Consider the following 25,903-nt stretch of genomic DNA (forward strand, 5'->3'; position numbering starts at 1 on the left):
TTCCCCGTGCTTACTTGTAGTAGCGCTCGATCTCCGACACCGACATGGCCGAGCCGTCGCGGTGCCGCATCTGCGCCTCGATCTCCCTGTCCTGCTCGGTGTAGGACTTCGCGCTGTAGTCGAGATGGTTGGAGATGTGCGCACAGGACTGCAGCAACGTCCTGAGCTGGGAGTCCCACACCCCGACGGTGAGGCCGAGCTCCTCGCCCAGTGTGAAGTTGGCGTTCTTCAGAGCGGTGGCGGCATCGTCGCTGGACTCGCGGGCGAGGTCGCCGTCCTTCCGCAACCGCCCGAACAGCACATGGGCGTCGTGTCCGATGGCCCCCAACTCGTCCTGGACGGCCGACAGATCGTGCCCGCCGCTCCCGCCGCCACCGAGGTCGGCCACCTCGTTCAGCCGCGTCCCGGCACCACCCCGCTCCGAGGCCTTCGCCACCAGAGCGGCCCACTCCTCGTCGAACGACACACACCCTCCCCCGAGTCGGCCGATACACTGTGCAACCAGACGATAACATCCGGGAGTGGGTGCGAGTGGCGGCCCGAGCGCAGGCCCGTATGCGCCGTCATATGCCTCCACGGAAAACGGAAATGCTCATCCGAGCAACCTCGCGCCCATTTCACAAGTTGTTAACGGCCCTATATGAAACGGCCGTTGAACAGTTCCCTTCCCACAGTTCCCTACCTGCGAGTAAGTCATAGGCTCACTGCCATGCGCCGCGCGAAAATCGTCTGCACTCTGGGCCCCGCCACCGACTCGTACGAGCAGATCAAAGCGCTCGTCGAAGCCGGAATGGACGTCGCCCGCCTCAACCTCAGTCACGGCGCCCACGCCGAGCACGAGGAGCGCTACCACCGCGTCCGCCGCGCCTCCGAGGAGACCGGCCGCAGCGTCGGCGTCCTCGCGGACCTTCAAGGCCCGAAGATCCGGCTCGGGCGGTTCCGCGAAGGCCCCGTACTCCTCGAACGCGGAGACGAGTTCACCATCACCACCGAGGACGTCGAGGGCGACCGCGGACAGTGCGGCACCACCTACGAAGGGCTCGCCGACGACGTCACACCCGGCGAACTCGTCCTCGTCGACGACGGCCGCGTCGCCCTGAAGGTCACCGCCGTCGACGGCCCCCGCATACGCACCGAGGTCGCCGAGGGCGGCATGGTCTCCGACCACAAGGGCCTCAACCTCCCCGGCGTCGCCGTCTCCGTGCCCGCCCTCTCCGACAAGGACATCGACGACCTGCGCTGGGCCCTGCGCACCGGCGTGGACCTCATAGCCCTCTCCTTCGTCCGCAGCGCACGCGACATCGCCGACGTCCACCGCGTCATGAAGGAGGAGGACCGCCACCTCCCCGTCATCGCCAAGATCGAGAAACCCCAGGCGGTGGAGAACCTCCCCGAGATCGTCGACGCCTTCGACGGCCTCATGGTCGCCCGCGGCGACCTCGGCGTCGAGATGCCCCTGGAAACCGTCCCCCTGGTGCAGAAACGCGCCGTCGCCCTCGCCCGGCGCAACGCCAAACCGGTCATCGTCGCCACCCAGATGCTCGACTCGATGATCGACTCCTCCCGGCCCACCCGCGCCGAGGCCTCCGACGTCGCCAACGCCGTGATGGACGGCACCGACGCCGTGATGCTCTCCGGCGAGACCAGCGTCGGCAACCACCCGGTCGAGACGGTCAGAACCATGGGCCGCATCGTCGCCGCCGCCGAGGAGGACATGCTCTCCCAGGGCCTGCGCCCGCTCGCAGAGAGCGCCAAACCCCGCACCCAGGGCGGCGCCGTGGCCCGCGCCGCGGCCGAGATGGGCGACTTCCTCGGCGCCGACTGCCTCGTCGCCTTCACCCAGTCCGGCGACACCGCCCGCCGCCTGTCCCGCTACCGCTCACCGATCCCCGTCCTCGCCTTCACCCCCGACCCGGCCACCCGCGCCCAACTCAACCTCACCTGGGGCGTGGAGACCTTCCTCGGCCCCACCGTGAGCAGCACCGACGAGATGGTGGAGCAGGTCGACGAGCGGCTGCTGGAGATGGGGCGCTGCGCCAGGGGCGACAAGGTGATCATCACCGCCGGCTCCCCGCCCGGCATCTCCGGCACCACCAACATGGTCCGCGTCCACCGCATCGGCGACGGGCACCCCGCCCGCTGAACCGGCCCCGTGCGGCCCGACCGGCCGCCCCTCGAACCGGGAGGCCCCGGCCACCGCCTCGCGCCAGCGGCGGCCGGGGCCTCCCCCGTACCGCCTTTCAGTGCTTCGGCCCGATGTGCGCGTCCATCAGCACCACGGACGCCGGCGGGCGACGGAGACGTTGTACGCCCCGGTGGGGCGGCGTACGGCCCGCCACTCGACTCCCAGCCGGTCCAGGGTCTCGCCGTAGATGCGCACGATGTCCCCGGAGGTGTTGGTGAAGAAGTACCGCGGGTACTCGTAACGCTTCCGTACGCCGCCCACGGGACGTGTCGTCCAGTTGGTGATCCGGCAGCCGTCGGAGTGGACGAGTCCCCGGACCAGTTCCCAGGGGTGCTCGTCGGTGACCTCGCACTGCCAGGGCTCCAGAGTGATGCGCCGCTCGTGCTTCCGGCCCGGCCCGTGCTGGGGGAACAGGCAGGGCCAGTGCCGACTGCAGGAGGTGACCATGGCGCACCCCTGCGCCTGTACGAGGTAGGCGCTCCGGTCCGGCAGGACGGCGGTGATCGCCTCGCGGCACGCGGTGATCAGCCCGAGCCAGGCGTCAGCACAGGCGATCCGCAGATAGTGGCCGTCGCGCCGGGGGCGTGCGCTGACGCAGCCGTCGCCCAGGTAGAGGCCGAGCAGGTAGGCGTAGGCGGGCCGGTCGGCGGGGAGGGACGGCTCGGGTCCGCAGCGGAAGCAGTCCGTCTCCCGGGAGATGCTCGGGAGCGGCTGGATGCGTGTCTGCCGGGCGCGGATCGCGGAGCGGGATATGCCGGTCTGTTTGCTGACGGAGTTGAGACTGCGGCCCTGGTCGACGAGGGCGAGGACGCGCTTCCGCGTGGCGAGGTCGTACATGCTCGCGAGCGTGTACGAGAGACTGTTCTCAGGAATGAGGATCGGAGGGGCGTTCCCTCTGATCAGTGAAATTTTCCCACCCTGCTTGCAACCTTGGAAACAAAGGTAAAGTGCCCCGGGTCGGATTCGAACCGACACTGTATGGGTTTTGAATCCATTGCCTGCTGCCAATTGGGCTACCGGGGCCATGTGAATCGAAGGCCAGGGCCTCCCGACGTAGGTACACCTTACAGGAACTAGGTAGGCTCTTGTGGTCCACCTGGCCGGAAAACGAGGAGCCCAGTGAGCACCGCGGACATCCCCGAGCCCATCAGCACCGACGGCGGCGCCGACAGCACGGCCGGCGCGGCCGGCGAGCGGGCGCACGTGCCTCCGGAGACGACGCGGGTCGTCATCGCGGAGGACGAGGCGCTGATCCGCCTGGACCTCAAGGAGATGCTGGAGGAGGAGGGCTACACCGTCGTCGGCGAGGCAGGGGACGGGCAGCGGGCCGTGGACCTGGCCCGGGAGCACCGGCCGGATCTGGTGATCATGGATGTGAAGATGCCCGTGCTCGACGGGATCTCGGCGGCCGAGAGGATCGCCGAGGAGTCGATCGCCCCGGTGCTGATGCTGACCGCCTTCTCGCAGCGCGAGCTGGTGGAGCGGGCGCGGGACGCGGGTGCGATGGCGTATCTGGTGAAGCCGTTCAGCAAGAGCGATGTGGTGCCCGCCATCGAGATGGCGGTGTCGCGGTTCAACGAGTTGAAGGTGCTCAGCCGGGAGGTCGCCGACCTCGCGCAGCGGCTGGAGACGCGGAAGCTGGTGGACCGGGCCAAGGGGGTGCTGCAGACGCAGTACGGGCTGACCGAGCCGGCCGCGTTCCGGTGGATCCAGAAGACCTCGATGGACCGCCGGCTGTCGATGCGGCAGGTGGCCGAGGCCGTGATCCAGGACGCGGAGGAGAAGAAGCAGCAGCGGTGACGCCCGTGCGGGACCGCGTGAGGCGGTCCCGCACGGCCCGCCGGGCATGGCCCGGTTCCGGCCGGGGCGTCGCCGGTGCCGGGCCGCGGACGGCACCGCCTCCTGCGCCCCGGCGCCGGCCCGGCGTGAGTCGGGGGCATCGGCGGGGGACGGGGGGTTCCGGATCCTCGCGCGGGCCGTGTGCGGTCGCAGGCGCGGGGTGGTGGCGGGCATTTGCGGTCCGGGGTCGGAGAATTCACGAGTCCGACCCCTGATGATCTTTCCCTTTCTGTCCGTTCTTCGGTAAGGAGTGTTCTGTTTCCGGCGCATGGCGCAGGTCACAGGGAGATCACATCTGCCGCTCTCACCTATCTGGTCTGCTTCTGGGGCAATAGATTCCGGGCCACGCCGCACGTACGTACGTGCGGACCGCGACGCCGGAACGGTACGGCGATCGTCGTGATCTGAGCAGGCTCCAGGGGGTTCCACGTGCTCAACAAGACCATCGTCAAGCTGGCCATTCCCATGGCCGTCGGCGCGCTCGCGCTGACCGGTTGCGGCGGAGGGGACAGCGGCAGCGGCGACGCGTACAAGATCGCCTTCCAGGGCCCGCTCTCCGGCGACAACGTGCAGCTCGGCCAGAACATGGAGAACGGCATCAAGCTGGCGATCGACCAGGCGAACGCCGGGGGCGACCTCGGGTTCGAGGTCGAGTACGTGCCGGTCGACGACCAGGGCCTGCCGGACAAGGCGACGGCGGCCGCGCAGAAGGCGATCGACGACGAGAGCGTCGTCGCGGTGATCGGTCCGGCGTTCTCGGGTCCGGCGGACACCGCCGCCGAGGTGTACGGGGCCGCGGGCCTGGTGGCGCTGTCGTCCTCGGCGACGCGCCCTGACCTGACGACCAAGGGCTACGAGACCTTCCTGCGCGCGGTGCCCAACGACAGCGCCCAGGGCGCCGGGATGGCGAAGTACCTGTCGGGCAAGGTCAAGGCCGAGAAGGTCGTGGTGGTCGACGACAAGACCGACTACGGCATAGGCCTGGCGGACGTCGCCGAGAAGGACCTGAAGGCCGCCGGTGTCGAGGTGGTGCGCCAGAGCGTGCCGCAGAAGACCCCGGACTACAGCGCCGCGGCGAAGAACGTCACCAAGAACAAGCCGGACGCGCTGGTCTACGCGGGCTACTACCAGGACGCCGGCCCGTTCGCCAAGAAGCTCAAGGAGGCGGGCTTCGACGGTGTGGCGATGTCGGGCGACGGCACCAACGACGCGCAGTTCATCCAGCTGGCGGGCGACGCCTCGGACGGCTGGCTGCTGACCTGCCCGTGCACGGACGCCACCAAGGAGGACGCGACGAAGAAGTTCGCCGCGGACTACGAGAAGGAGTTCAAGCAGGCTCCGGGTACGTACTCGGCCGAGTCGTACGACGCCGCGATGATGATCATCGAGGAGATCAAGAAGCTCCACGAGGACGGCGGTGTCGAGCGCCAGGCGCTGGTGGACGCTCTGCGCGCGGCGAAGTACAAGGGTCTGACGAAGGAGTTCTCCTTCGACGACAAGGGCGAGTTCACCAACCAGACCATCTACCTGTACCAGGTCAAGGGCGAGGGCATCGAGTACCAGGGCAGCGTCGACGAGCTGGCCGGCTGAGCCGGCCGACGCTTCCGGCCGGCCGGCGCGGTGGGTTCGCTCCCGCGCCGGCCGGTGTGACACCCGGCGGGTACCGCCTTCGTGCCGGGCGCCCGCCTCCGTGATCCTCGCGTCGCCCGTTCCCCGAGTGCTGAACGCACGGCCGGGCGGCACATTCCCACAAGGAAGACAGTTCGATGTCCCTCAGTGAGTTCTGGGACTTCCTCGTCCTAGGGGTGGTGCTCGGCAGTCTCTACGCCGTCATCGCCATCGGCTACACGCTGGTGTACGGAGTACTCCAGCTTCTGAACTTCGCGCACAGCGAGGTCTTCATGTTCGGCGGCTACGGGGGCCTTCTGGCCCTGACCGCCCTGATTCCCGAGTCGACGCCCTCCGGTATGGGCTCGGTCGCCTACGTCCTGATCGGCATGCTGGCGGGTGCCGCGCTGGGCGGTGCGGTGGCCTTCGGCCTGGAACGGGTGGCGTACCGGCCGTTGCGCAGGCATCGCGCGCCGCGCCTGGTGTTCCTGATCACCGCGATCGGCGCCTCGTTCTTCCTGTACAACCTGGCGGGCAAGCTGTTCGGCCGCAATCCGCTGCCGATGCCGTCGATGTACGAGAACAAGAAGGTGCTTAGCGTCTTCGGCGCCGAGCTGACGATCACGCAGGTGCTGATCCTGGTGTCGGCGGTGGCGATGATGGTCGGCCTGGACTACGTGGTGAACCGCACGAAGATGGGTTCGGGTATCCGCGCGGTGGCGCAGGACCCGGAGGTCGCGTCGCTGATGGGCGTGGACATCGACAAGGTGGTGTCCCGGACGTTCGTGCTCGGCGGTCTGCTGGGCGGTGCGGCCGGCTTCCTGTTCGGCACCAACAGCCAGGTCTGGTACACGATGGGCTTCCTGCCCGGTATCACGGCCTTCGCGGCGGCGGTGCTGGGCGGTATCGGCAATGTGCGCGGCGCGATGCTGGGCGGCCTGATGCTGGGCGTGGTGGAGACCATGACGGTGGGCCTGTGGGGTGACGACTGGCGGTACGTCGGCGCCTTCGTGGTGCTGGTGCTGGTGCTGATGGTCCGTCCGACCGGCATTCTCGGCGAGCGTGTGGGGAGGACGGCGTGAGCATCAAGACCTCGAGCGCGGAGGGTGCCGGACAGGACTCGCCGAGCACCACGGCGCCGCTGTCGGCGGCGGCCCGGCTGCGGAGGGTGCGCTGGTACCAGGAGCCGCGCTGGCGGCGGCTGGGGGCCCTGCTGGCGCTGGCGGTGACGCTCAGGCTGATGACGGGCGAGGAGGGCACCACCCAGGATCTGTTCCTGGCGCTGCGCGAGGACTTCACCGGTGTCGGCCTGTGGGTCTGGCTGGCGATCGCGGTGGCGGTCTGGGCGGTGCGGGAGTTCCTCGCCGATCAGACCTCCAGTGCGGTGGAGGGGACGAAGAAGGTCTCCGCCGGCCCGCTGGAGCGGGTCCGGCAGGTGTGGTCGGCCGACAAGCGGGTCCGTATGGGCGTGCTGACGGCCGTGCTGGCGCTGGTGGTGTTCGGGCCGCTGGGGGTCGAGCGGTACTGGCAGCAGGTGCTGGTGGACCAGATCGCGATCTTCGTGCTGCTGGCGATCGGCCTGAACGTGGTGATCGGCTGGGCGGGTCTGCTGGACCTGGGCTTCATCGCGTTCTTCGCGATCGGCGCGTACAGCGCGGCGTACTGGACGGGTTCGCTGCCGGTCCAGCCGCCGGTGGCGCTGAACAACTTCCTGGTGCTGCCGATCGCGGTGCTGACCTGTCTGGTGGCGGGGGTGATCCTGGGCGCTCCGACGCTGCGGCTGCGGGGCGACTACCTGGCGATCGTGACCCTGGGCTTCCACGAGATCGTCTACCTGATGGCGAAGAACGCCGACGGGGTGACCGAGGGCGCGCGCGGTGTGAAGGTCGACCGGTTCAGCATCGACCTGGGCTTCTTCTCCTACGAGTGGAAGCTGGATCCGATGCCGTACTACTGGCTGCTGGTCGTCTTCATCGTGCTGGCCATCTTCCTGTTCCTCAGGCTGGAGCACTCCAAGGTGGGCCGGGCGTGGACGGCGATCCGCGAGGACGAGGTGGCCGCGGCGGCCACGGGTGTGCCCACGGTGCGGTACAAGCTGATGGCGTTCGCGATCGGCGCGTCGACCTCGGGTGTGGCGGGGGTGGCGTACGCGAGCAAGGTCGGGTACTTCAACCCGGAGAACTTCGCGATCCTGCTGTCGATCCTGGTGCTGGCCTATGTCATCTTCGGCGGCATGGGGTCGATCCCCGGGGTGCTGTTCGGCGCCGCGTTCCTGGTGTGGCTGCCGGAGTACCTGCGCGAGTGGGTGGATCCCAAGGACCGGTACATGTACCTGGGCGCTCTCCTCGTCATCATGATGATCTACCGGCCGCAGGGCGTGCTGCCCTCCCGCCGCCGCAAGCGTGAGCTGCGGATGGCGGAGGCGGGGGTCGGCGGAGCCGACGCGACCGGCCCGGCGGAAGGCAGGCAGCCGTGACCACCGAGACGGTGAAGAAGGAGCAGGGACCGGCGGGCGGTTCGGCCGGCGCCGGTGAGCTGGTGCTGGAGACGTCGGGCGTGACGCTGCGGTTCGGCGGTCTGACCAGCCTGGACAACGTCGAGCTGCGGATGCGGCGCGGTGAGGTGCTGGCGGTCATCGGGCCCAACGGCGCGGGCAAGACGTCGCTGTTCAACTCGCTGACGGGCGCGTACGTGCCGCAGGAGGGGCGGATCGTCTTCCGCCCGCGCGAGGGCGGTGAGCACTCGCTGCTGGGCGCCAAGCCGCATGTGGTCAGCCAGTGGGGTCTGGCGCGCACGTTCCAGAACATCAGGCTGTTCGGGGCGCTTACGGCGCTGGAGAACGTCAAGATCGCGGCGGAGACACGGCTGAAGTCCGGCCCGGTGTCGATCATGCTGGGGCTGCCGAACGCGCGGAAGGCCGAGCGGGCCAGTGACCGCCGGGCGCACGAGGTGCTGTCGTACGTCGGCCTGCTGGGGAAGATGAACGAGCTGGCGGGGTCGCTGAGCTACGGCGACCAGCGGCGGCTGGAGATCGCGCGGGCGCTGGCGACGGACCCGGAGGTGCTGCTGCTGGACGAGCCGGCGGCGGGCACCAACCCGACGGAGAAGCTGGAGCTGGAGGAGCTGATCCGGCGGATCAACACCGAGCTGGGTGTGAGCGTGCTGCTGATCGAGCACGACATGCGGCTGGTGATGTCGGTGGCGGACCGGGTGATGGTGCTCAACTTCGGCAAGAAGATCGCCGAGGGATCTCCGTCGCAGGTGCAGCGGGACCCGGCGGTGATCGAGGCGTATCTGGGCGCGGTGGCCGAGGAGGACGAGGCCGCGGTGGGCCAGGTGGTCGCCGAGGACGTCTCCGGCCCGGCCGTTCGGAAGGCCGGCACGCGGGAGGACGCCGGTACCGGGGCAGGTACCGGGACCGGGGCCGAGGCAGCGCGGCGGGACACCGAGGAGCACGAGTGAGCGTCACCACGGATCTGAAGAAGGAGCCGCAGGGCGGCGAGCCGGCCGCCCCGGTGGTGCTGGAGCTGCGCGATCTGCGGGTGTTCTACGGTGCCATCGAGGCGCTCAAGGGCGTCAATCTGACGGTCCGCAGTGGAGAGGTGGTCGCGCTGCTTGGCGCCAACGGCGCGGGCAAGACCACCACGCTGCGGACGGCGTCGGGGATGATCGCGCCGCGCGAGGGGCAGGTGCTGCTGCACGGGGAGCGGATCGACGGCATCAAGCCGCACGATCTGGTCCGGTTCGGCATCGGCCACGTTCCCGAGGGACGCGGGGTCTTCCCGCGGATGACGGTCCGGGAGAACCTCCAGATGGGGGCGTACCGGTTCAAGTCGGTGGACAAGGCCGACATGGACCGGGTGTTCACGCTGTTCCCGCGGCTGGGGGAGCGCAAGAACCAGCTGGGCGGGACGCTGTCGGGCGGTGAGCAGCAGATGCTGGCGATCGGCCGCGCCCTGATGGGCAAGCCGGAGGTGCTGCTGCTGGACGAGCCGTCGATGGGCCTGGCGCCGCTGATCGTTCAGCAGATCTTCGAGATCGTCAAGGAGATCAACGAGCAGGGCACCACGGTGCTGCTGGTGGAGCAGAACGCCGCGCAGGCGCTCCGGATGGCCGACCGCGGCTATGTGCTGGAGACCGGTGCGGTGGCGATGGAGGGCGAGGCGTCCGAGCTGCTGTCCGACCCGCGGGTGCGGGCGGCCTATCTGGGCGAGGGCGCCTGACGGCCCCCTGGGAGCCGGGTACGGCGGCGGTGTCGCGGCGGCCGGGAGGCCGCCGCGACACCGCCGTTTTCCGTCTTCGGCCCAAGGGCGGCCGGAGACGGTGCGCCGGTCGGGGCGGGGGCGGTGCAGGGGGCGAGGAAGGCGCGGGCGCCGGGTGCGTCGAGACGGTGGGCGACGTTCGTGGCGCAGCAGGCGCCGCCGTTGCCCCGCGGGGCGGTCACGGCCGCGCGCACCCACGCCCTGTCGAGGGCGTTGAGGGAGGTGGGGGCCCTCGCTCGTACGCCGCCGCCGTGGTGGTGGCGCGCTTCGGGGATGTCAGGCGTGTGGCCCGCACGATCGGTGCCCTTTCGGTCCGGGCCGCCCCGGTGGGCGGCCCGGACCGGTATCGAAGCGCACCGGCCGGGCTTTGCGGTAAACCCCGTGACCTGTGGTTCTTCGGTGAGGGGCGTCAGTTGCCGTACGCGCCGGCGGGCGCGTCGCGCAGCAGGCAGGTGAGCCGGGCGCTGCACACGCGGCGGTCCCGCTCGTCGGTGACGGCGATCTCGTAGGTGGTGGTGGACCGGCCGCGGTGCACGGGGGTGGCGGTGCCGGTGACGGTACCGGAGGTCAGCCCGCGGTGGTGGGTGCAGTTGAGGTCCACGCCGACGGCGATCCTGGTGGGGCCGCCGTGGAGCATGGCGCCGACGGAGCCGAGGGTCTCGGCCAGGACGGCGGAGGCGCCGCCGTGCAGCAGCCCGTAGGGCTGGGTGTTGCCCTCGACGGGGAGGGTGCCGACGACCTTCTCGGGGGCGGCGTGGGTGATGACCAGCCCCATGCGCTCGCCGAGGCGGCCGGCGGAGAAGAAGGCGGGCAGGTCGATGCCGAGCCCGGCCCACTGGTCGATGATCTCCTGGGGGAAGACGGTGCTGGTCGGCTCGCCCATGGGCGCGTGGCTCCGATCGTCGTGCCGGGGCCGGCGGGGCACGGCCGTGCGGCGGGTGATGGGTGTGCTCTGCACCGTCTTACTTATCAGAGGGGCCTGCGGGCCCGGTGGCGGGGGTGAGGCGGATCACCACGGACTTGCTGGCGGGGGTGTTGCTGGTCTCGGCGGTGGCGTCGAGGGGGACCAGGACGTTGGTCTCGGGGAAGTAGGCGGCCGCGCAGCCGCGGGCGGTGGGGTAGTGGACGACGCGGAAGCCGGGCGCGGTGCGCTCGCGTCCGTCGTCCCACTCGCTGGTGAGGTCGGCGTAGGAGCCGTCCGCCAGGCCGAGCGCGGCGGCGTCGCCGGGGTGGACGAGGACCACGCGGCGGCCTCCCTTGATGCCGCGGTAGCGGTCGTCGAGGCCGTAGACGGTGGTGTTGTACTGGTCGTGGGAGCGCAGGGTCTGCAGCAGCAGTCGGCCGGGCGGCAGGTGCGGCCAGGTCAGCGGCGCGGCGGTGAAGTTGGCCTTCCCGGTGGCGGTGGGGAAGCGGCGCTCGTCGCGCGGGGCGTGGGGCAGGGTGAAGCCGCCGGGGCCGGCTATGCGGGCGTTGAAGTCCGCGAAGCCGGGGACGGTGCGGGCGATGCGGTCGCGGATCGCGGCGTAGTCGGCCTCGAACTCCTCCCAGGGCACGGGGTGGCCGGGGCCCAGGACGCGGCGGGCCAGCCGGCAGACGACGGCCGGTTCGGACAGCAGGTGCCCGCTCGCGGGGGCGAGGCGCCCGCGGGAGGCGTGGACGACGCCCATGGAGTCCTCGACGGTGACGAACTGCTCGCCACGGGCCTGCACGTCGCGCTCGGTGCGGCCGAGGACGGGCAGGATCAGGGCGCGGGCGCCGGTGACGCAGTGGGAGCGGTTGAGCTTGGTGGACACGTGCACGGTCAGCCGGGCCCGCCGCATCGCGGCCTCGGTCACCTCGGTGTCGGGGGAGGCGGCGACGAAGTTGCCGCCGAGGGCGAAGAACACCTTCGCCCGCCCGTCGCGCAGGGCGCGGATGGAGTTCACCACGTCCAGACCGTGCTCGCGCGGCATGGGGACGCCGAACTCCGCTTCCAGCGCGTCCAGCAGGGCGCCGGAGGGCTTCTCGACGATGCCCATGGTGCGGTCGCCCTGGACGTTGCTGTGGCCGCGCACCGGGCAGACCCCGGCCCCGGGGCGGCCGACGGCGCCGCGCAGCAGCAGGAGGTTGACGATCTCGCGGATGGTGGGCACGGCGTGCCGGTGCTGGGTCAGGCCCATGGCCCAGCACACCACGGTGCGCTTCGAGGCCAGTACCAGCTCGGCGGCGCGGTCGATGTCGGCCGGGTCGAGCCCGGTGGCGCGCAGCACGTCGGCGGGGTCGGTGGCGCGGGCCGCGGCGGCGAACTCCTGGTAACCGTGGGTGTGTTCACGGACGAAGGCCTGGTCCACCCCGCCGTCGGCCTCCAGCACCCGGCGGCACAGCTCGCGGAAGAGCGCCTGGTCGCCGCCGATGCGGATCTGCAGGAACAGGTCGGTCAGCGGTGTGCCGGAGCCGGCCAGGCCTCGCAGGGTCTGCGGGTTGTCGAACCGCTCCAGACCGGCCTCGGGCAGCGGGTTGACGGTGATGATCCGCGCTCCGCCCCGCTTGGCCCTCTCCAGCGCGGAGAGCATCCTGGGGTGGTTGGTGCCCGGGTTCTGCCCGGCGACGATGACCAGGTCGGCGCGGTGGAGGTCCTCCAGCAGCACGCTGCCCTTGCCGACGCCGAGGGTCTCGGTCAGCGCGGCGCCGGAGGACTCGTGGCACAGGTTGGAGCAGTCGGGCAGGTTGTTGGTGCCCAGGCAGCGGGCCAGGAGCTGGTAGAGGAAGGCGGCCTCGTTGCTCGTGCGGCCGGAGGTGTAGAAGACGGCCTCGTCGGGCGAGTCCAGGGCGCGCAGTTCGCCGGCGACGATCCCGAAGGCCTCGTCCCAGCCGATCGGCTCGTAGCGGTCGGAGCCCTCGGCCAGGTACATCGGGTGGGTGAGGCGGCCCTGCTGCCCCAGCCAGTACCCGGAGCGCGTGGCCAGGCCGGCCACGGGGTGCCCGGCGAAGAAGGCGGGTGTCACCCGCCGCAGCGTGGCCTCCTCGGCGACGGCCTTGGCGCCGTTCTCGCAGAACTCCGCGGTGTGCCGCCGCTCCGGCTCGGGCCAGGCGCAGCCGGGGCAGTCGAAGCCGTCCTCCTGGTTGACCCTCAGCAGGGTCAGCGCGGTGCGCCGCACCCCCATCTGCTCACCGGCCATGCGCAGGGAGCGGGCGACGGCCGGCAGCCCGGCGGCGCTCCGGCGCGGTGCGCCGACCCGGGGGGCGTCCTGGACGGGATCGTTGGCGGGCGGCCTGCGTCTCATGGCCGCAGATCCTGCCACGCTCCACCGGGACGCGACAGTGGCTCCAGGACGGTCCGTGATCCGGTGTCGGTGGTGCGTGGCAGGATCGGGGCGTGGCCAACAAAGCATCGAAAGCGACCGCAGCGAACTCCTCCGAATCGCGAGAGCCCCAGGACAGGCGCCTGCTCCTGCTGGACGGGCACTCCCTCGCCTACCGGGCGTTCTTCGCGTTGCCCGAGGAGAACTTCTCCACCACCACCGGGCAGCCGACGAACGCGATCTACGGCTTCGCCTCGATGCTGGCGAACACGCTGCGCGACGAGGACCCCACCCATCTGGCGGTCGCCTTCGACGTATCGCGCACGACCTGGCGCACCGAGGAGTTCGCCGACTACAAGGCGAACCGCTCCAAGTCCCCGGACGGCTTCAAGGGGCAGGTGGAACTGATCGGCGAACTGCTGGACGCGATGGGCATCCGGCGGTTCGCGGTGGAGGGCTTCGAGGCGGACGACATCATCGCCACCCTGGCCACACAGGCGGTGGCCGAGGGCTTCCACGTCTCGATCGTCACCGGCGACCGCGACTCCCTCCAGCTCGTCAACGACGCGACGACGGTGCTGTACCCCACGCGGGGAGTGTCGGAGCTGACCCGTTTCACCCCCGGGAAGGTGGAGGAGAAGTACGGCCTGACCCCGGAGCAGTACCCGGACTTCGCGGCCCTGCGCGGCGACCCGTCGGACAACCTGCCCGGCATCCCCGGGGTGGGCGAGAAGACCGCAGCGAAGTGGATCAGGCAGTTCGGCTCCCTTTCCGAGCTGCTGGAGCGGGCCGACGAGGTCAAGGGCAAGGTCGGGGAGAAGCTGCGCGACCACCTCGACAGCGTCCGGCTCAACCGGCGGCTGACGGCGCTGGTGTGCGACGTGGAGCTGCCGGCCGGCCCGGCGGACCTGGCGCGGGCGCCGTACGACCGGGGGGCGCTGGACGTTGTGCTGGACGCGCTGGAGTTCCGCAACACCGGCTTCCGCGACCGGCTGTACGCGGTCGACCCGGGCGCGGCCGACAGGGAGGCGGCGGCCCCGGCGGACGGCGTGGAGGTCGACGGGGTGGTCGCCGGCGCGGGCGAGCTGGCCCCCTGGCTGGCCGGGCACGCCGCCCCGGGCACCGGCCCGCTGGGCGTGGCCACCGTCGACAGCTGGAAGCTGGGGTCGGGGAGCGTCGGCGAGATCGCCCTGGCGACCGGGCAGGGGCCGGCGGTGTGGTTCGACCCCGCCCAGCTGGACGAGGCCGACGAACGGGCGTTCGCGGAGTGGATCGCCGACGGGGAACGGCCCAAGGTCATGCACGACGCCAAGGCGGTGATGCGGGTCTTCGCCGAGCACGGCTGGAGCGTCGCCGGCGTGACGATGGACACCGCGCTGGCCGCCTATCTGGTGCAGCCGGGCCGCCGCTCGTTCGCCCTTGAGGCGCTGTCGGTGGAGTTCCTGGGCCGGGAGCCGGCCCGGCCCGCCGAGAGCAGCGGGCAGCTGGCGCTGGGCGCGGAGGAGGAGGCCGAGGCGGACGCGCTGATGGCCCGGGCCCGCACCGTCCTGGACCTGGGCGGGGCGCTGGCCGGGCGGCTGACGGAGGTCGGCGCGTCCGGCCTGCTCCAGGACATCGAGCTGCCGACCTCGGGCCTGCTGGCGCGGATGGAGCGGGCGGGCATCGCCGCGGACCGCGAGTGGCTGGGCCGTATGGAGCAGCAGTTCGCCGCGGCCGTCCAGCAGGCGGTGCGCGAGGCGCACACCGCGGTGGGCCACGAGTTCAACCTCGGCTCGCCCAAGCAGCTGCAGGAGGTGCTCTTCGGCGAGCTGGGACTGCCGAAGACGAAGCGGACCAAGACCGGATACACCACGGACGCCGACGCGCTGACCTGGCTGGCGACGCAGACCGAGCACGAGCTGCCGGTGATCATGCTGCGCCACCGCGAGCAGTCCAAGCTGCGCACCACCGTCGAGGGCCTGATCAAGACGATCGCCGCCGACGGACGCATCCACACCACGTTCAACCAGACGGTCGCCGCCACCGGCCGGCTGTCCTCGACCGACCCCAATCTGCAGAACATCCCGGTGCGCACCGACGAGGGCCGGGCCATCCGGCGGGGCTTCGTGGTCGGGGAGGGGTACGAGTCGCTGCTGACGGCCGACTACAGCCAGATCGAGTTGCGGGTGATGGCGCACCTGTCGGAGGACGAGGGTCTGATCGAGGCGTTCACCTCCGGCGAGGACCTGCACACCACCGCCGCCTCCCAGGTCTTCGAGGTCCCCAAGGACCGGGTGGACCCGGAGATGCGCCGCAAGATCAAGGCCATGTCGTACGGGCTGGCCTACGGACTGTCGGCCTTCGGCCTGTCGCAGCAGCTCGGCATCACCGCCGACGAGGCGCGCAGGCTGATGGACGCCTACTTCGAGCGCTTCGGCGGAGTGCGCGACTACCTGCACCGGGTGGTGGAGGACGCCCGGGCCACCGGCTACACCTCCACCATCCTGGGCCGCCGCCGCTACCTGCCAGACCTCAACAGCGACAACCGCCAGCGCCGCGAGATGGCCGAGCGGATGGCGCTCAACGCCCCGATCCAGGGCACCGCCGCGGACATCGTGAAGATCGCGATGCTGAAGGTGGACCGGGCGCTGGGCGAGGCGGAGCTGCGCTCGCGCATGCTGCTCCAGGTGCACGACGAGATCGTGCTGGAGGTCGCTCCGGGCGAGCGGGAGGCGGTGGAGGAGCTGGTGCGCCGGGAGATGTCCGGAGCCGTCCACCTGAAGGCGCCGCTGGACGTCTCCGTGGGCTCCGGTGAGAACTGGGAGGACGCCGCCCACTGAGGCGGTCGTGCGGAAGGCCGTGTGCCGCCCGTGTGCGGTCCGGGAGCCGGACGGCGGCCCGGGCGGCACACGGCGGTGAACATCCGGTGGAACGGCCGTGTGCGTTCCCGCGTCCTCTTCGGGTGTGGTGGATCGGGTGCCGAACTTGCCGTAGTGTCCCGGTCGTTACCCCTCGCGGAGAGGCGGTGCGGCCGGAGCGCGGCAGATGGCGGGTGCCGGGCGAACCGGACACGCACAGGGCGTACACAACCGTACAGAGCGTCTGAGGGGCGCCGCATCCGACAGGCGCGGCGCGGCAGCGCGTGACGACAGCGTGGAGGGTCTGGCAGATGGCGGCTCGGCGGCTCGTGGGCAGGGTCCGAAGGGGCGTTACCAGCACCGCGGTGGCGGCGGCGGCGATGGCCGCGCTCACCGCGTCCCAGGGGCCCGGCCTGGAACTGGTGCAGCCCGGCGGCAGGGAGGCGGCCGGCTCCCCGGAGTCCCCCGACCTTCCCGCGGACGGCAACTCCCCTTACCACACAGAGCTTCCGCCGCTGGTCAAGCCGGACGAGCCCGAATCCTCCAGCGACCTGCCGGAGGTCACCGGCCCCGCCGAGTCCGGCGTACCCGCCACCGTTCTGGCCGCCTACAAGCGGGCGGAGCGGACCCTGGGCGAGGAGCGGCCCGGCTGCAACCTCCCCTGGCAACTCCTGGCCGCGATAGGCAAGGTGGAGTCCGGGCAGGCGCGCGGCGGAGCCGTGGACGCCCAGGGCACCACCCACAAGCCGATCCTGGGGCCCGCGCTCAACGGCGTGGGCTTCGCGCACATCTCGGACACCGACGGCGGCGAGTACGACGGCGACACCCGCTACGACCGGGCCGTCGGGCCGATGCAGTTCATCCCGTCCACCTGGGCCGGCTGGGGTGCGGACGGCAACGGCGACGGCCGCAAGGACCCGAACAACATCTACGACGCCGCCCTCGCCGCAGGGCGCTACCTGTGCGCGGGCGGCAGGAACCTGTCGGATCCGGCCGATCTGGAACGGGCCGTCCTCAGCTACAACCAGTCGCGGGAATACCTGCGGACGGTGCTGTCCTGGCTGGACTTCTACCGCAAGGGCGTCCACGAGGTCCCCGACGGCGAGGGAACGCTGCCCGACAGCCCCGGCGCGGGCAACGAGTCGAGGCCCGCACGGCCGGGCGGCGAGCCCGCCGGCGACCCCACCGGGCGTCCGGGCGGCAAGGCAGGCGACGGCAAGGGCGGTGACGACAAGGGCGGCGACGGTGGTGGGAAGGACGAGGGCGGGAAGCCCTCGCCGAAGCCGCCCGTCTCCGAGGACGGTACGGTCACCCCTGTCCCGCCCGAGGACTCCGAGGAGCCGGGGGAGAAGCCGGGCAACCCCGAGGAGCCGGACGACCCGGAGGAGCCCGAGGACCCGGAGGAGCCCGGAGACAAGCCCGAGGAGCCGGACGACCCGGAGGAGCCCGAGGACCCGGAGGAGCCCGGAGACAAGCCCGAGGAGCCGGACGACCCGGAGGAGCCGGACGACCCGGACGACCCGGAGTGCCCGGTGAATCCGGAGGACCCCGAGGAGCCGACGGACCCGGAGGAGCCCGGCGGGAGCACCGAGGAGCCCGCCGACTCCCCCTCTCCCACTCCGGCCGGGGAACCGGGCGAGGACTCCGACGGACCGGAGGGCTCCGAGGACCCCGATGACTCCGTGGATCCCGGGGACCCGGAGGAGCCCGGGGAGGACCCGCAGGACCCCTGCGGGGACGAGGAGCCGGAGGACACGGACGAGCCCGGGGAGGGCGAGGACGGCAGCGGGCGTCAGGACGACGGGGAGCAGACACCCGCCCCGACCGCCGGCGCCACCGTCCAGGCCCGCCAGGAGGACTGAACCGGCGGCGGCCGCGGGGTCCGGTGCCGCGCCGGACCCCGCGGCCGCCGCTCAGCTCCCCCGCCCGGAAGCCCTCCGCGCCGCGGCGGCCGTACGCCCGGTCGGCCGGGCGGTCGCCGGATCCTCGGGCCAGGGATGTCTGGGGTAGCGGCCGCGCAGCTCGGCCCGCACCGAGCGGTAGCCGTCGCGCCAGAACGACGCCAGGTCCGCGGTCACGGCCACCGGCCGTCCCGCGGGTGACAGCAGATGGACCAGCAGCGGCACCCGGCCGTCCGCCAGGCGGGGGGCCTCCTGCCGGCCGAACAGCTCCTGGAGCTTGACCGCGAGCACCGGCCGCTCTCCGCCGTAGTCCACCCGTATCCGCGAGCCCGAGGGCACCTCGATCCGCTCCGGCGCCAGTTCGTCCAGCCGGGCGGCGTCCCCGGAGGACCAGGGCAGCAGCGCGTTCAGCAGCCGGCCGGCGTCCGCGCGCTCCAGATCGGCCCGCTGCCGCGCCGTACCCAGCACCCCGTCCAGCCACTCGTCCGCACGCGCCAGCAGTGCCTCGTCCGACACGTCCGGCCACGGCTCGCCCAGCTCCCGGTGGAGGAAGGCCAGCCGCTGCCGCAGCGACACGGCCTCCCGCGTCCAGCGCAGCAGCCCCACGCCCTCGCGCCGCAGCCCCTCCAGCAGGGCCGCCCGCACCGCTGCGGGGCCGGGTTCGGACAGGGGGCGGGAGGACAGCTCGATCGAGCCCAGCCGTTCCACGCGCCGGGCCACCACGTCGCGCCGCCCGGCGGACCAGCCGATCTCCTCGTCCTTCGAGTACAGCGCCCCGGCCGCTTTCCGAGCCGTCTCCTCGTCGACCGCCGCGGCCAGCCGTACACGGGCGGATGCGGCCCCCGCGGGCCGGTCCGCGACGGCGACCGCCAGCCAGGGGGCGTCGTGCAGCCCGGAACCCGGGGCGAGTTCGGCGCGGGTGCCGGAGGCCATCAGATACGCCCGTTCGCCGCGTGAGCGCGCCACCCGCTCGGGGAAGGCCAGCGCCACCACCAGGGCGGCGGCCGCGTCGTCGGCCGCTCCGGCGGAGCCCTGCCCGCCGTGCCCGCCCGGCAGGGCGCCCTCCAGCCGGCGTGTCTCCCTGCGCCAGCGGGCGCAGTAGGCGTCCCGGCCCCGGCGCGCGGTGCGCCACACCGCCGCCACCTCGTCGCCGTACTCCCGGGGCGGTTCCTCGCTCAGCAGCGCCACCACCTCGGCCGCTCGCCGCGCTCCCACCAGGGGAGCGGCGTCCAGCAGGGCGCGTGCCAGCCGGGGGTGAAGGCCCAGCGAGGCCATCTCCCTCCCGCGTTCCGTGGCCCGTCCCCGCGCGTCCACGGCGCCGATCGCCCGCAGCACCTCGCGGGCCGCGGCCATGGCGCCCTGCGGTGGCGCGTCGGGCAGCGCCAGCCCGCGTGCGTCCGGATCACCCCAGCAGGCCGCCCGCAGCGCGAAGGCGGTGAGGTCGGCGACGGCGATCTCGGGGGAGGGGAAGCGCGGCAGCCGTTCGTGCCCGGCCTCCGGCCAGCAGCGGTAGACCACCCCCGGCGCCTCGCGCCCGGCCCGTCCCGCGCGCTGCCGGGCCGACGCCCGCGAGGCCCGCACCGTCGCCAGCGCGCTCAGCCCCCGGGCGTGGTCGGTGCGCGGCTCGCGGGACAGTCCGGCGTCCACCACCACCCGCACTCCCGGCACCGTCAGGCTGGACTCGGCCACCGACGTGGTCAGCACCACCCGCCGCCGCCCGGCCGGACCCGCCAGCACCGCGTCCTGGACGGCGGCCGGGGCCCGCCCGTGCACCTGGAGCACCTCGGTGCCGGCGCCGCCGTCCAGCAGGGCGGCCACCCGGGCGATCTCCCCGGTCCCCGGCAGGAAGCACAGCACGTCGCCCTCCTCCTCCCGCAGGGCCCGGCGCACCGTGTCCGCGACGTGCTCCAGCAGGGCCGGGTCGACCCGTGTGCCGTGGGCGGGGCGCACCGGGCGGGCCGGAGGCGCCCACACCACCCGCACCGGATGGGAGGCGCCGGGCGCCTCCACCACGGGCGCGTCCAGCAGCCGGGCCCAGGCGTCGGCGTCGGTGGTGGCCGAGGCGGCGACCAGACGCAGCTGTGGCCGCAGCGCGGCGCGTACGTCCAGCAGGAAGGCGGCGGCGGTGTCGGCGTCCAGATGCCTCTCGTGGCACTCGTCCAGCACCACCGTGTCCACCCCGGGCAGTTCCGGGTCCCGCTGGAGTCGCTGGAGCAGCACCCCGGTGGTCACCACCTCCACCAGGCACCCCGGGCCGACCGCCCGCTCCCCGCGCACGGTGAACCCGACCTTCGCCCCGACCGGTTCGCCCAGCAGCCAGGCCATCCGCCGCGCCGCGGCGCGCACCGCGATCCGGCGCGGTTCGGCGACCAGCACGCGCCGCGCCGGGGCCTCCTCCCGCGGACCGGCGAGCCCGGCCAGGGCGAGCGGCACCAAGGTGGTCTTGCCGGTGCCCGGCGGGGCGCACAGCACGGCCGCCCCGCGTGCTTCGAGGGCCTCCTCCAGCGCGGGCAGGACGGTGCGTACGGGAAGTCGGCTCAGGGCGTCGGTCCGCAGGGGCATGCCCCCATCCTCGCAGCGCCCCGAAGGCGTCCCCGCGAGATCACCGGTCCCGCTCGCAGACGAAGATCGCGGTGCCCGGGATCAGCCGGCCGCGCAGCGGCGACCAGCCCCCCCACTCCTGCCGGTTCCACTCGGGCCACTCCGGCTCCACCAGGTCCACCAGGCGGAACCCGGCGGCGGTGAGGTCGCGCACGCGGTCGCCGAGGGTGCGGTGGTGCTCGACGTAGACGGCGCGCCCCCGCTCGTCCTGCTCCACGTAGGGCGTGCGGTCGAAGTAGGAGGCGGCGACCGTCAGCCCCTCCGTCCCCGGTTCGTCGGGGAACGCCCAGCGGACCGGGTGCGTCACGGAGAACACCCACCGGCCGCCCGGCCGCAGGACGCGGCGCACTTCGCGCAGCACCCGCACCGGGTCGGCGACGAAGGGCAGCGCCCCGTACGCGGAGCAGGCCAGGTCGAAGGAGCCGTCGGCGAAGGGCAGCGCCCCGGCGTCGGCCTGCACCAGGGGGAACACCGGGGCGGCGCCGTCGATGCGCAGCGCGTGCCGGAGCTGCCGGTGCGAGATGTCCAGGGCCACCGGGAGCGCCCCGCGCGCGGCCAGCCAGCGCGAGCACTGCGCCGCCCCCGCGCCGACCTCCAGCACCGGCAGGCCGGCCAGCCGGTCCACCGGGCCCAGCAGACCGGCCTCCTCCTCGTCCAGGCCCTCCGGACCCCACACGAAGCGGTCGTCGCCGAGGAAGCCGCCGTGCTCGCGCTGGTACTCGTCGGCGTTCCGGTCCCACCAGCCGCGGCTGGCCCGGCTGCTCTCGGCGGCGCCCGCGTCGCGGCGGGCGGCCTCCGGCTCTGGTTCGCTCTCTTGGTTCATCTCGCCCGTCGTCGTAGCCTTCGGTTCCGGCACGCGGCCGGAGGGGAGCGCCGGAGAGGTGCGTGCGGGCTCCTGGAGCCCCGGCCTCCGGGCGCCGGTGGGCCTCGGAGGAGGCGGGAACGGGACGTGCGACCGGCGACTTGTGCCGGATTTGGGACCAAAGTCCCGTATGTCCTCGTTCGCGCATTGACCCTGACCGGCTGCCCCCGTATGCTACAAGTTGCGCTGCGGGCCTGCGCGCCTCGGACGGAGCAGGTCGCGCTCGCATCTGTTGTATGTCCCCTCGGTTGTCGAGGTGCTCGTGGTTTCCTCGGAGATCTTCGGTGAAGCACCTCTCAGGCTGTCCGGCTTCGGCAGTGCGATACGGGCTCTCGGCGTAGCAGTACCTACGACTTCAATGTCCGTACCGGAGCCCTTTTCCACATGACGAGCAGCACCGAGACCACCGTGACCACCCCGCAGGTTGCGGTTAACGACATCGGTTCCGAGGAAGCCTTCCTCGCCGCGATCGACGAGACGATCAAGTACTTCAACGACGGCGACATCGTCGACGGCGTCATCGTGAAGGTCGACCGGGACGAGGTCCTGCTCGACATCGGCTACAAGACCGAAGGCGTCATCCCTTCCCGAGAGCTGTCGATCAAGCACGATGTCGACCCGAACGAGGTCGTCGCCGTCGGTGACGAGATCGAGGCCCTTGTCCTCCAGAAGGAGGACAAGGAGGGCCGCCTGATCCTCTCGAAGAAGCGTGCCCAGTACGAGCGGGCCTGGGGCACCATCGAGAAGATCAAGGAAGAGGACGGCATCGTCACCGGTACCGTCATCGAGGTCGTCAAGGGTGGTCTCATCCTCGACATCGGCCTCCGCGGCTTCCTGCCGGCCTCCCTGGTCGAGATGCGTCGCGTCCGCGACCTCCAGCCGTACGTCGGCAAGGAGCTCGAGGCCAAGATCATCGAGCTGGACAAGAACCGCAACAACGTGGTCCTCTCCCGCCGTGCCTGGCTGGAGCAGACCCAGTCCGAGGTCCGCCAGACCTTCCTCACCACCCTCCAGAAGGGCCAGGTGCGGTCCGGCGTCGTCTCCTCGATCGTCAACTTCGGCGCCTTCGTGGACCTGGGCGGCGTGGACGGTCTGGTCCACGTCTCCGAGCTGTCCTGGAAGCACATCGACCACCCGTCCGAGGTCGTCGAGGTCGGCCAGGAGGTCACGGTCGAGGTCCTGGACGTCGACATGGACCGCGAGCGTGTCTCCCTGTCGCTCAAGGCGACCCAGGAAGACCCGTGGCAGCAGTTCGCCCGGACCCACCAGATCGGCCAGGTCGTGCCCGGCAAGGTCACCAAGCTGGTGCCGTTCGGCGCGTTCGTCCGGGTCGACGAGGGCATCGAGGGCCTGGTCCACATCTCCGAGCTGGCCGAGCGCCACGTGGAGATCCCGGAGCAGGTCGTCCAGGTCAACGACGAGATCTTCGTCAAGGTCATCGACATCGACCTGGAGCGCCGCCGCATCAGCCTCTCGCTGAAGCAGGCCAACGAGTCCTTCGGTGCCGACCCGATGGCGGTCGAGTTCGACCCGACCCTGTACGGCATGGCCGCGTCCTACGACGACCAGGGCAACTACATCTACCCCGAGGGCTTCGACCCGGAGGCCAACGACTGGCTGCCGGGCTACGAGAAGCAGCGCGAGGAGTGGGAGCGCCAGTACGCCGAGGCGCAGCAGCGCTTCGAGCAGCACCAGGCGCAGGTCCTCAAGTCCCGCGAGGCCGACGCCCAGGCCGAGGCCGAGGGTGCCGGCGGCGGTGCCCCGCAGGGCGGCGGGGCCGGCGGTGGCGGCGGCTCGTACTCCTCGGAGTCGGGCGACAACTCCGGCGCCCTGGCGTCGGACGAGGCCCTGGCGGCCCTTCGCGAGAAGCTCGCGGGCGGCCAGAGCTGACCCGTAGGGTCCACCGCGGCTGGCAGGCCGGCGCACGGTGACCCGAGGTAGAGCGCACAAGGCATGGCCCCCTCCCCGCCCGGGGAGGGGGCCATGCGGTGTTCCCGCCCCCGCACCGGCCCCTCGCGGGTGACGCCGGGCGACCCCCCGGTGCCGGGGCCGTGCCGAAGATGGCACGATGCGTTGCCGGAAAGGCCTGCCGATCACCCGATCAGGGGAATGCGCACGCGGCGGCGGATGTTGCCGACAGACGGAAGCGACACGGAGGAGCGGCGAAGGTGCTGGACCCGCAGGGTTTGTACGCATGGGATCCGACCGGCCTGGCGGAGGCCGAGGCGGTCATCGGCGAGCCGGGCAGTGCAGGGCCCGTCATGCTCTACCACTTCGAGGGCTTCATCGACGCCGGTGAGACCGGTGGGCAGATCGTCCAGGGGCTGCTGGACGGCGGTCCGCGCACGACCGTCGCCCGCTTCGACGTGGACCGCCTCGTCGACTACCGCGCCCGTCGGCCGGTGATGACCTTCCGGCGCGACCACTGGGCGTCCTACGACACCCCCCGGCTGGACCTGCGGCTGCTGAGGGACGCCACCGGCACTCCCTTCCTGCTGCTGGCCGGCCCCGAGCCGGATGTCGAGTGGGGGCGGTTCACGGCCGCCGTGCGCGAGATCGTCGAGAGGCTCGGCGTACGGCTGTCCGTCGGCTTCCACGGCATCCCCATGGGCGTGCCTCACACCCGCCCCGTCGGCCTCACCCCGCACGGCAACCGCCTGGACCTCACCCCCGTGCGGCAGACGCCCTTCGACGAGGCGCAGGTCCCCGGCAGCGCCGCCTCTCTGCTGGAGCTGCGGCTGGCCGAGTCCGGCCACGACGTACTGGGCTTCGCCGCGCACGTCCCGCACTACGTGGCCCGCTCCACCTACCCCGAGGCCGCCCTGACCGTGGTCGAGACGATCACCGCGGCCACCGGGCTGGTGCTGCCGGAGATCACCGGGGCGCTGCGCACGGACGCACACCGCGTACGGGAGGAGATCGAGCGGCAGCTCGCCGAAGGGGACGGCGAACTGGTCGCGGTCGTCCGCGGACTGGAGCAGCAGTACGACGCCGTGGCCGGGGCCGAGACCCGCGGCAGTCTGGTCGCCGAGCCCGTCGAACTGCCCTCGGCGGAGGAGCTGGGAGAGGTCTTCGAGCGTTTCCTGGCCGAGCGCGAGAGCGGAGGCGGGACCGGGGACGGGGGCTCGGGGGAAGCCGGAGGCCCCCTGCCCTGACCGGGACCCCGCCCGCTCCTGGGTAGGGTGGCGGCAGCCGCCGCGGGCGAACCCGTGTGCGGCACGCGGCCCCGCCGCCCGGCGCGGGACGCGGTGCGGGCACGGACACATGTGGAGGCGCGGCCATGCTCTCCGTGGGGCTGACGGGCGGAATCGGTGCGGGCAAGAGCGAGGTCTCGCGGCTGCTCGACACGTACGGCGCCGTGATCGTCGACGCCGACAAGATCGCCCGCGAGGTCGTCGAGCCGGGCACCGAGGGGCTCGCCGCGGTGGTCGCCGAGTTCGGCGAGGAGGTCCTCGCCCCGGACGGCACCCTGGACCGGCCGAAGCTCGGCTCGATCGTCTTCGGCGACCCCGGGAAGCTGAAGGCGCTCAACGCGATCGTCCACCCACTGGTCGGGGCGCGCTCGGCCGAACTCCAGCGCGCGGCCGGCGAGGACGCGGTGGTCGTGCACGACGTACCGCTGCTGACGGAGAACGCTCTGGCGCCCCTGTACGACCTGGTGGTCGTCGTGGACGCCTCCCCGGCCACCCAGCTCGACCGGCTGGTGCGGCTGCGCGGCATGGACGAGGACGACGCCCGGGGCCGGATGGCCGCCCAGGCGACGCGCGAGCAGCGTCTGGCGGTCGCGGACATCGTCATCGACAACGACGGCCCCCTGGAGAAGCTGGAGCCCCAGGTCGCCGAGGTCTGGCGGCGGCTGAGGGAACGCGCCGGCGGACGGGCCTGAGGCGGGCCGGCCGGGCGCGGCGGGCCGTCCGCGGCCGCGGCGGTGTGCTTGACCGCCCCCCGCGCCGGGAAGAATCCCCGCACAAGGGCAGCGGGAATATGCCCGCGCGACGGGTGCGTTGCCGTGTCGGTACACCAAGGCGTCCCGGGACGTCCCCGGACGTTCCGCGACGCCCCCGTGAACACCCCGTACCCGAAGGACCCGTGATCCCGCGGCCAGTGCGACGCGGCCGATCCCGGTCGAGGAGGCGTCGACGTGCCCGAGACCACGCCCGAGACCCATGTCATCCAGTACCGCGCCGCGGAGCAGTTGCTGGCCGCCCGCGACCCCAGGGGTGCGCTGAAGCTCCTGGAGTCCGTCGTCGAGGCCTTCCCGGAGAAGACGTCGGTCCGACTGCTGCGTGCCCGCGCGTTCTTCCTCGGCGCCCAGCTGCGCGCCGCCGAGGAGGAGTTCCAGGTCGTCCTGGAGCGCGAGCCGGACAACTCCTTCGCGCACTTCGCCCTCGGCCGCACCCTGGAGCGCGCGGGCCGCGACGAGGAGGCGCTGCGCCACTTCCGCCTGGCGGCGGCACTGGACCCCCGGCCGGACTTCTGGGAGGCGGCCCGCTTCGGCGACCGCGCCGCCTGACAGTCCTCCGGCCC

Annotated in this window: 17 protein-coding genes, 1 tRNA gene and 2 pseudogenes; 13 read left to right on the forward strand and 7 right to left on the reverse strand. The window is 72.2% G+C overall.

Features of this window, described 5'->3' with window-relative positions; all coding sequences use genetic code 11:
- Positions 1–10 precede the first annotated feature (10 nt).
- The gene (locus IQ279_RS01960) at positions 11–466 is read right to left on the reverse strand and encodes a hypothetical protein (RefSeq protein ID WP_206346479.1); all 456 of its coding nucleotides are present in this window, start codon (positions 464–466) and stop codon (positions 11–13) included.
- Between the two features lie 243 nt (positions 467–709).
- Here IQ279_RS01960 and pyk point away from each other — a divergent pair, with 243 nt between their 5' ends.
- Positions 710–2,143, forward strand: coding sequence for a pyruvate kinase (gene pyk, locus IQ279_RS01965; RefSeq protein ID WP_206346480.1), 1,434 nt, complete (start codon positions 710–712; stop codon positions 2,141–2,143).
- 97 nt (positions 2,144–2,240) lie between these two features.
- On the opposite strand, the pseudogene IQ279_RS01970 reads toward pyk, so the two are convergent.
- Together IQ279_RS01970 and IQ279_RS01975 are read right to left on the reverse strand one after the other, a co-directional pair.
- Positions 2,241–3,022 (reverse strand): annotated as a pseudogene (locus IQ279_RS01970) (transcriptional regulator).
- Positions 3,023–3,133: 111 nt separating this feature from the next.
- A tRNA-Leu gene (locus IQ279_RS01975) sits at positions 3,134–3,208 on the reverse strand.
- A gap of 123 nt (positions 3,209–3,331) precedes the next feature.
- On the opposite strand from IQ279_RS01975, the gene IQ279_RS01980 reads away from it, so the two are divergent.
- The 6 genes from IQ279_RS01980 to IQ279_RS02005 all read left to right on the forward strand — a co-directional run bounded on the left by IQ279_RS01980 (position 3,332) and on the right by IQ279_RS02005 (position 9,855).
- On the forward strand, positions 3,332–3,985 hold the full coding sequence (locus IQ279_RS01980; protein ID WP_206346668.1) for an ANTAR domain-containing response regulator: 654 nt from the start codon (positions 3,332–3,334) through the stop codon (positions 3,983–3,985).
- 468 nt (positions 3,986–4,453) lie between these two features.
- The gene (locus IQ279_RS01985; protein WP_206346481.1) at positions 4,454–5,614 is read left to right on the forward strand and encodes a branched-chain amino acid ABC transporter substrate-binding protein; all 1,161 of its coding nucleotides are present in this window, start codon (positions 4,454–4,456) and stop codon (positions 5,612–5,614) included.
- Positions 5,615–5,790: 176 nt separating this feature from the next.
- Complete coding sequence (locus IQ279_RS01990) at positions 5,791–6,714, forward strand: branched-chain amino acid ABC transporter permease (RefSeq protein WP_206346482.1); 924 nt, start codon at positions 5,791–5,793, stop codon at positions 6,712–6,714.
- Between the two features lie 2 nt (positions 6,715–6,716).
- Positions 6,717–8,108: a branched-chain amino acid ABC transporter permease gene (locus IQ279_RS01995; protein ID WP_206346669.1), complete on the forward strand. Its 1,392-nt coding sequence runs from the start codon at positions 6,717–6,719 to the stop codon at positions 8,106–8,108.
- The gene (locus tag IQ279_RS02000; protein ID WP_307792031.1) at positions 8,105–9,094 is read left to right on the forward strand and encodes an ABC transporter ATP-binding protein; all 990 of its coding nucleotides are present in this window, start codon (positions 8,105–8,107) and stop codon (positions 9,092–9,094) included. Before IQ279_RS01995 ends, IQ279_RS02000 begins: the two co-directional genes overlap by 4 nt.
- Positions 9,091–9,855: an ABC transporter ATP-binding protein gene (locus tag IQ279_RS02005; RefSeq protein WP_206346483.1), complete on the forward strand. Its 765-nt coding sequence runs from the start codon at positions 9,091–9,093 to the stop codon at positions 9,853–9,855. The genes IQ279_RS02000 and IQ279_RS02005 overlap by 4 nt, the downstream gene beginning before the upstream one ends.
- Before the next feature lie 448 nt (positions 9,856–10,303).
- On the opposite strand, the gene IQ279_RS02010 is transcribed toward IQ279_RS02005, so the two are convergent.
- Together IQ279_RS02010 and IQ279_RS02015 are read right to left on the reverse strand one after the other, a co-directional pair.
- A complete protein-coding gene (locus IQ279_RS02010; protein WP_206346671.1) occupies positions 10,304–10,777 on the reverse strand; it encodes a PaaI family thioesterase in 474 nt (157 codons plus the stop codon).
- A 79-nt stretch (positions 10,778–10,856) separates the two neighbouring features.
- Positions 10,857–13,157: an FdhF/YdeP family oxidoreductase gene (locus IQ279_RS02015; RefSeq protein WP_206346484.1), complete on the reverse strand. Its 2,301-nt coding sequence runs from the start codon at positions 13,155–13,157 to the stop codon at positions 10,857–10,859.
- A gap of 92 nt (positions 13,158–13,249) precedes the next feature.
- Between IQ279_RS02015 and polA the strand changes: the two genes are divergently transcribed.
- A complete protein-coding gene (polA, locus tag IQ279_RS02020) occupies positions 13,250–15,994 on the forward strand; it encodes a DNA polymerase I (protein WP_206346485.1) in 2,745 nt (914 codons plus the stop codon).
- 329 nt (positions 15,995–16,323) lie between these two features.
- A pseudogene (locus IQ279_RS02025) lies at positions 16,324–17,571 on the forward strand (lytic transglycosylase domain-containing protein); the annotation flags it as partial.
- Positions 17,572–17,925: 354 nt separating this feature from the next.
- Here IQ279_RS02025 and hrpB read toward each other — a convergent pair.
- Positions 17,926–20,475 (reverse strand): ATP-dependent helicase HrpB, encoded by a 2,550-nt coding sequence (hrpB, locus tag IQ279_RS02030; RefSeq protein WP_206346487.1) that lies wholly within the window; start codon positions 20,473–20,475, stop codon positions 17,926–17,928.
- A gap of 40 nt (positions 20,476–20,515) precedes the next feature.
- The gene (locus tag IQ279_RS02035; protein WP_206346488.1) at positions 20,516–21,337 is read right to left on the reverse strand and encodes a class I SAM-dependent methyltransferase; all 822 of its coding nucleotides are present in this window, start codon (positions 21,335–21,337) and stop codon (positions 20,516–20,518) included.
- 423 nt (positions 21,338–21,760) lie between these two features.
- Here IQ279_RS02035 and rpsA point away from each other — a divergent pair, with 423 nt between their 5' ends.
- From rpsA to IQ279_RS02055, 4 genes are all read left to right on the forward strand, one after another.
- Positions 21,761–23,266, forward strand: a complete 1,506-nt coding sequence (rpsA, locus tag IQ279_RS02040) for a 30S ribosomal protein S1 (RefSeq protein WP_093655322.1) — start codon at positions 21,761–21,763, stop codon at positions 23,264–23,266.
- Positions 23,267–23,544: 278 nt separating this feature from the next.
- The gene (locus IQ279_RS02045) at positions 23,545–24,531 is read left to right on the forward strand and encodes a PAC2 family protein (RefSeq protein ID WP_307792034.1); all 987 of its coding nucleotides are present in this window, start codon (positions 23,545–23,547) and stop codon (positions 24,529–24,531) included.
- Between the two features lie 125 nt (positions 24,532–24,656).
- Complete coding sequence (coaE, locus tag IQ279_RS02050; RefSeq protein WP_206346490.1) at positions 24,657–25,262, forward strand: dephospho-CoA kinase; 606 nt, start codon at positions 24,657–24,659, stop codon at positions 25,260–25,262.
- Positions 25,263–25,517: 255 nt separating this feature from the next.
- Positions 25,518–25,889, forward strand: coding sequence for a tetratricopeptide repeat protein (locus tag IQ279_RS02055; protein WP_206346491.1), 372 nt, complete (start codon positions 25,518–25,520; stop codon positions 25,887–25,889).
- Positions 25,890–25,903 lie beyond the last annotated feature (14 nt).

The organism is Streptomyces verrucosisporus, assembly GCF_017114865.1.
Classification (GTDB): domain Bacteria; phylum Actinomycetota; class Actinomycetes; order Streptomycetales; family Streptomycetaceae; genus Streptomyces; species Streptomyces fenghuangensis.

Coding starts and splice junctions, on each gene's coding strand:
- IQ279_RS01990 (WP_206346482.1), top strand. CDS start 5,791: ATGTCCCTCAGTGAGTTCTGGGACTTCCTCGTCCTAGGGGTGGTGCTC.
- IQ279_RS02010 (WP_206346671.1), bottom strand. CDS start 10,777: ATGGGCGAGCCGACCAGCACCGTCTTCCCCCAGGAGATCATCGACCAG.
- coaE (WP_206346490.1), top strand. CDS start 24,657: ATGCTCTCCGTGGGGCTGACGGGCGGAATCGGTGCGGGCAAGAGCGAG.
- rpsA (WP_093655322.1), top strand. CDS start 21,761: ATGACGAGCAGCACCGAGACCACCGTGACCACCCCGCAGGTTGCGGTT.
- IQ279_RS02015 (WP_206346484.1), bottom strand. CDS start 13,157: ATGAGACGCAGGCCGCCCGCCAACGATCCCGTCCAGGACGCCCCCCGG.
- pyk (WP_206346480.1), top strand. CDS start 710: ATGCGCCGCGCGAAAATCGTCTGCACTCTGGGCCCCGCCACCGACTCG.
- hrpB (WP_206346487.1), bottom strand. CDS start 20,475: ATGCCCCTGCGGACCGACGCCCTGAGCCGACTTCCCGTACGCACCGTC.
- IQ279_RS02035 (WP_206346488.1), bottom strand. CDS start 21,337: ATGAACCAAGAGAGCGAACCAGAGCCGGAGGCCGCCCGCCGCGACGCG.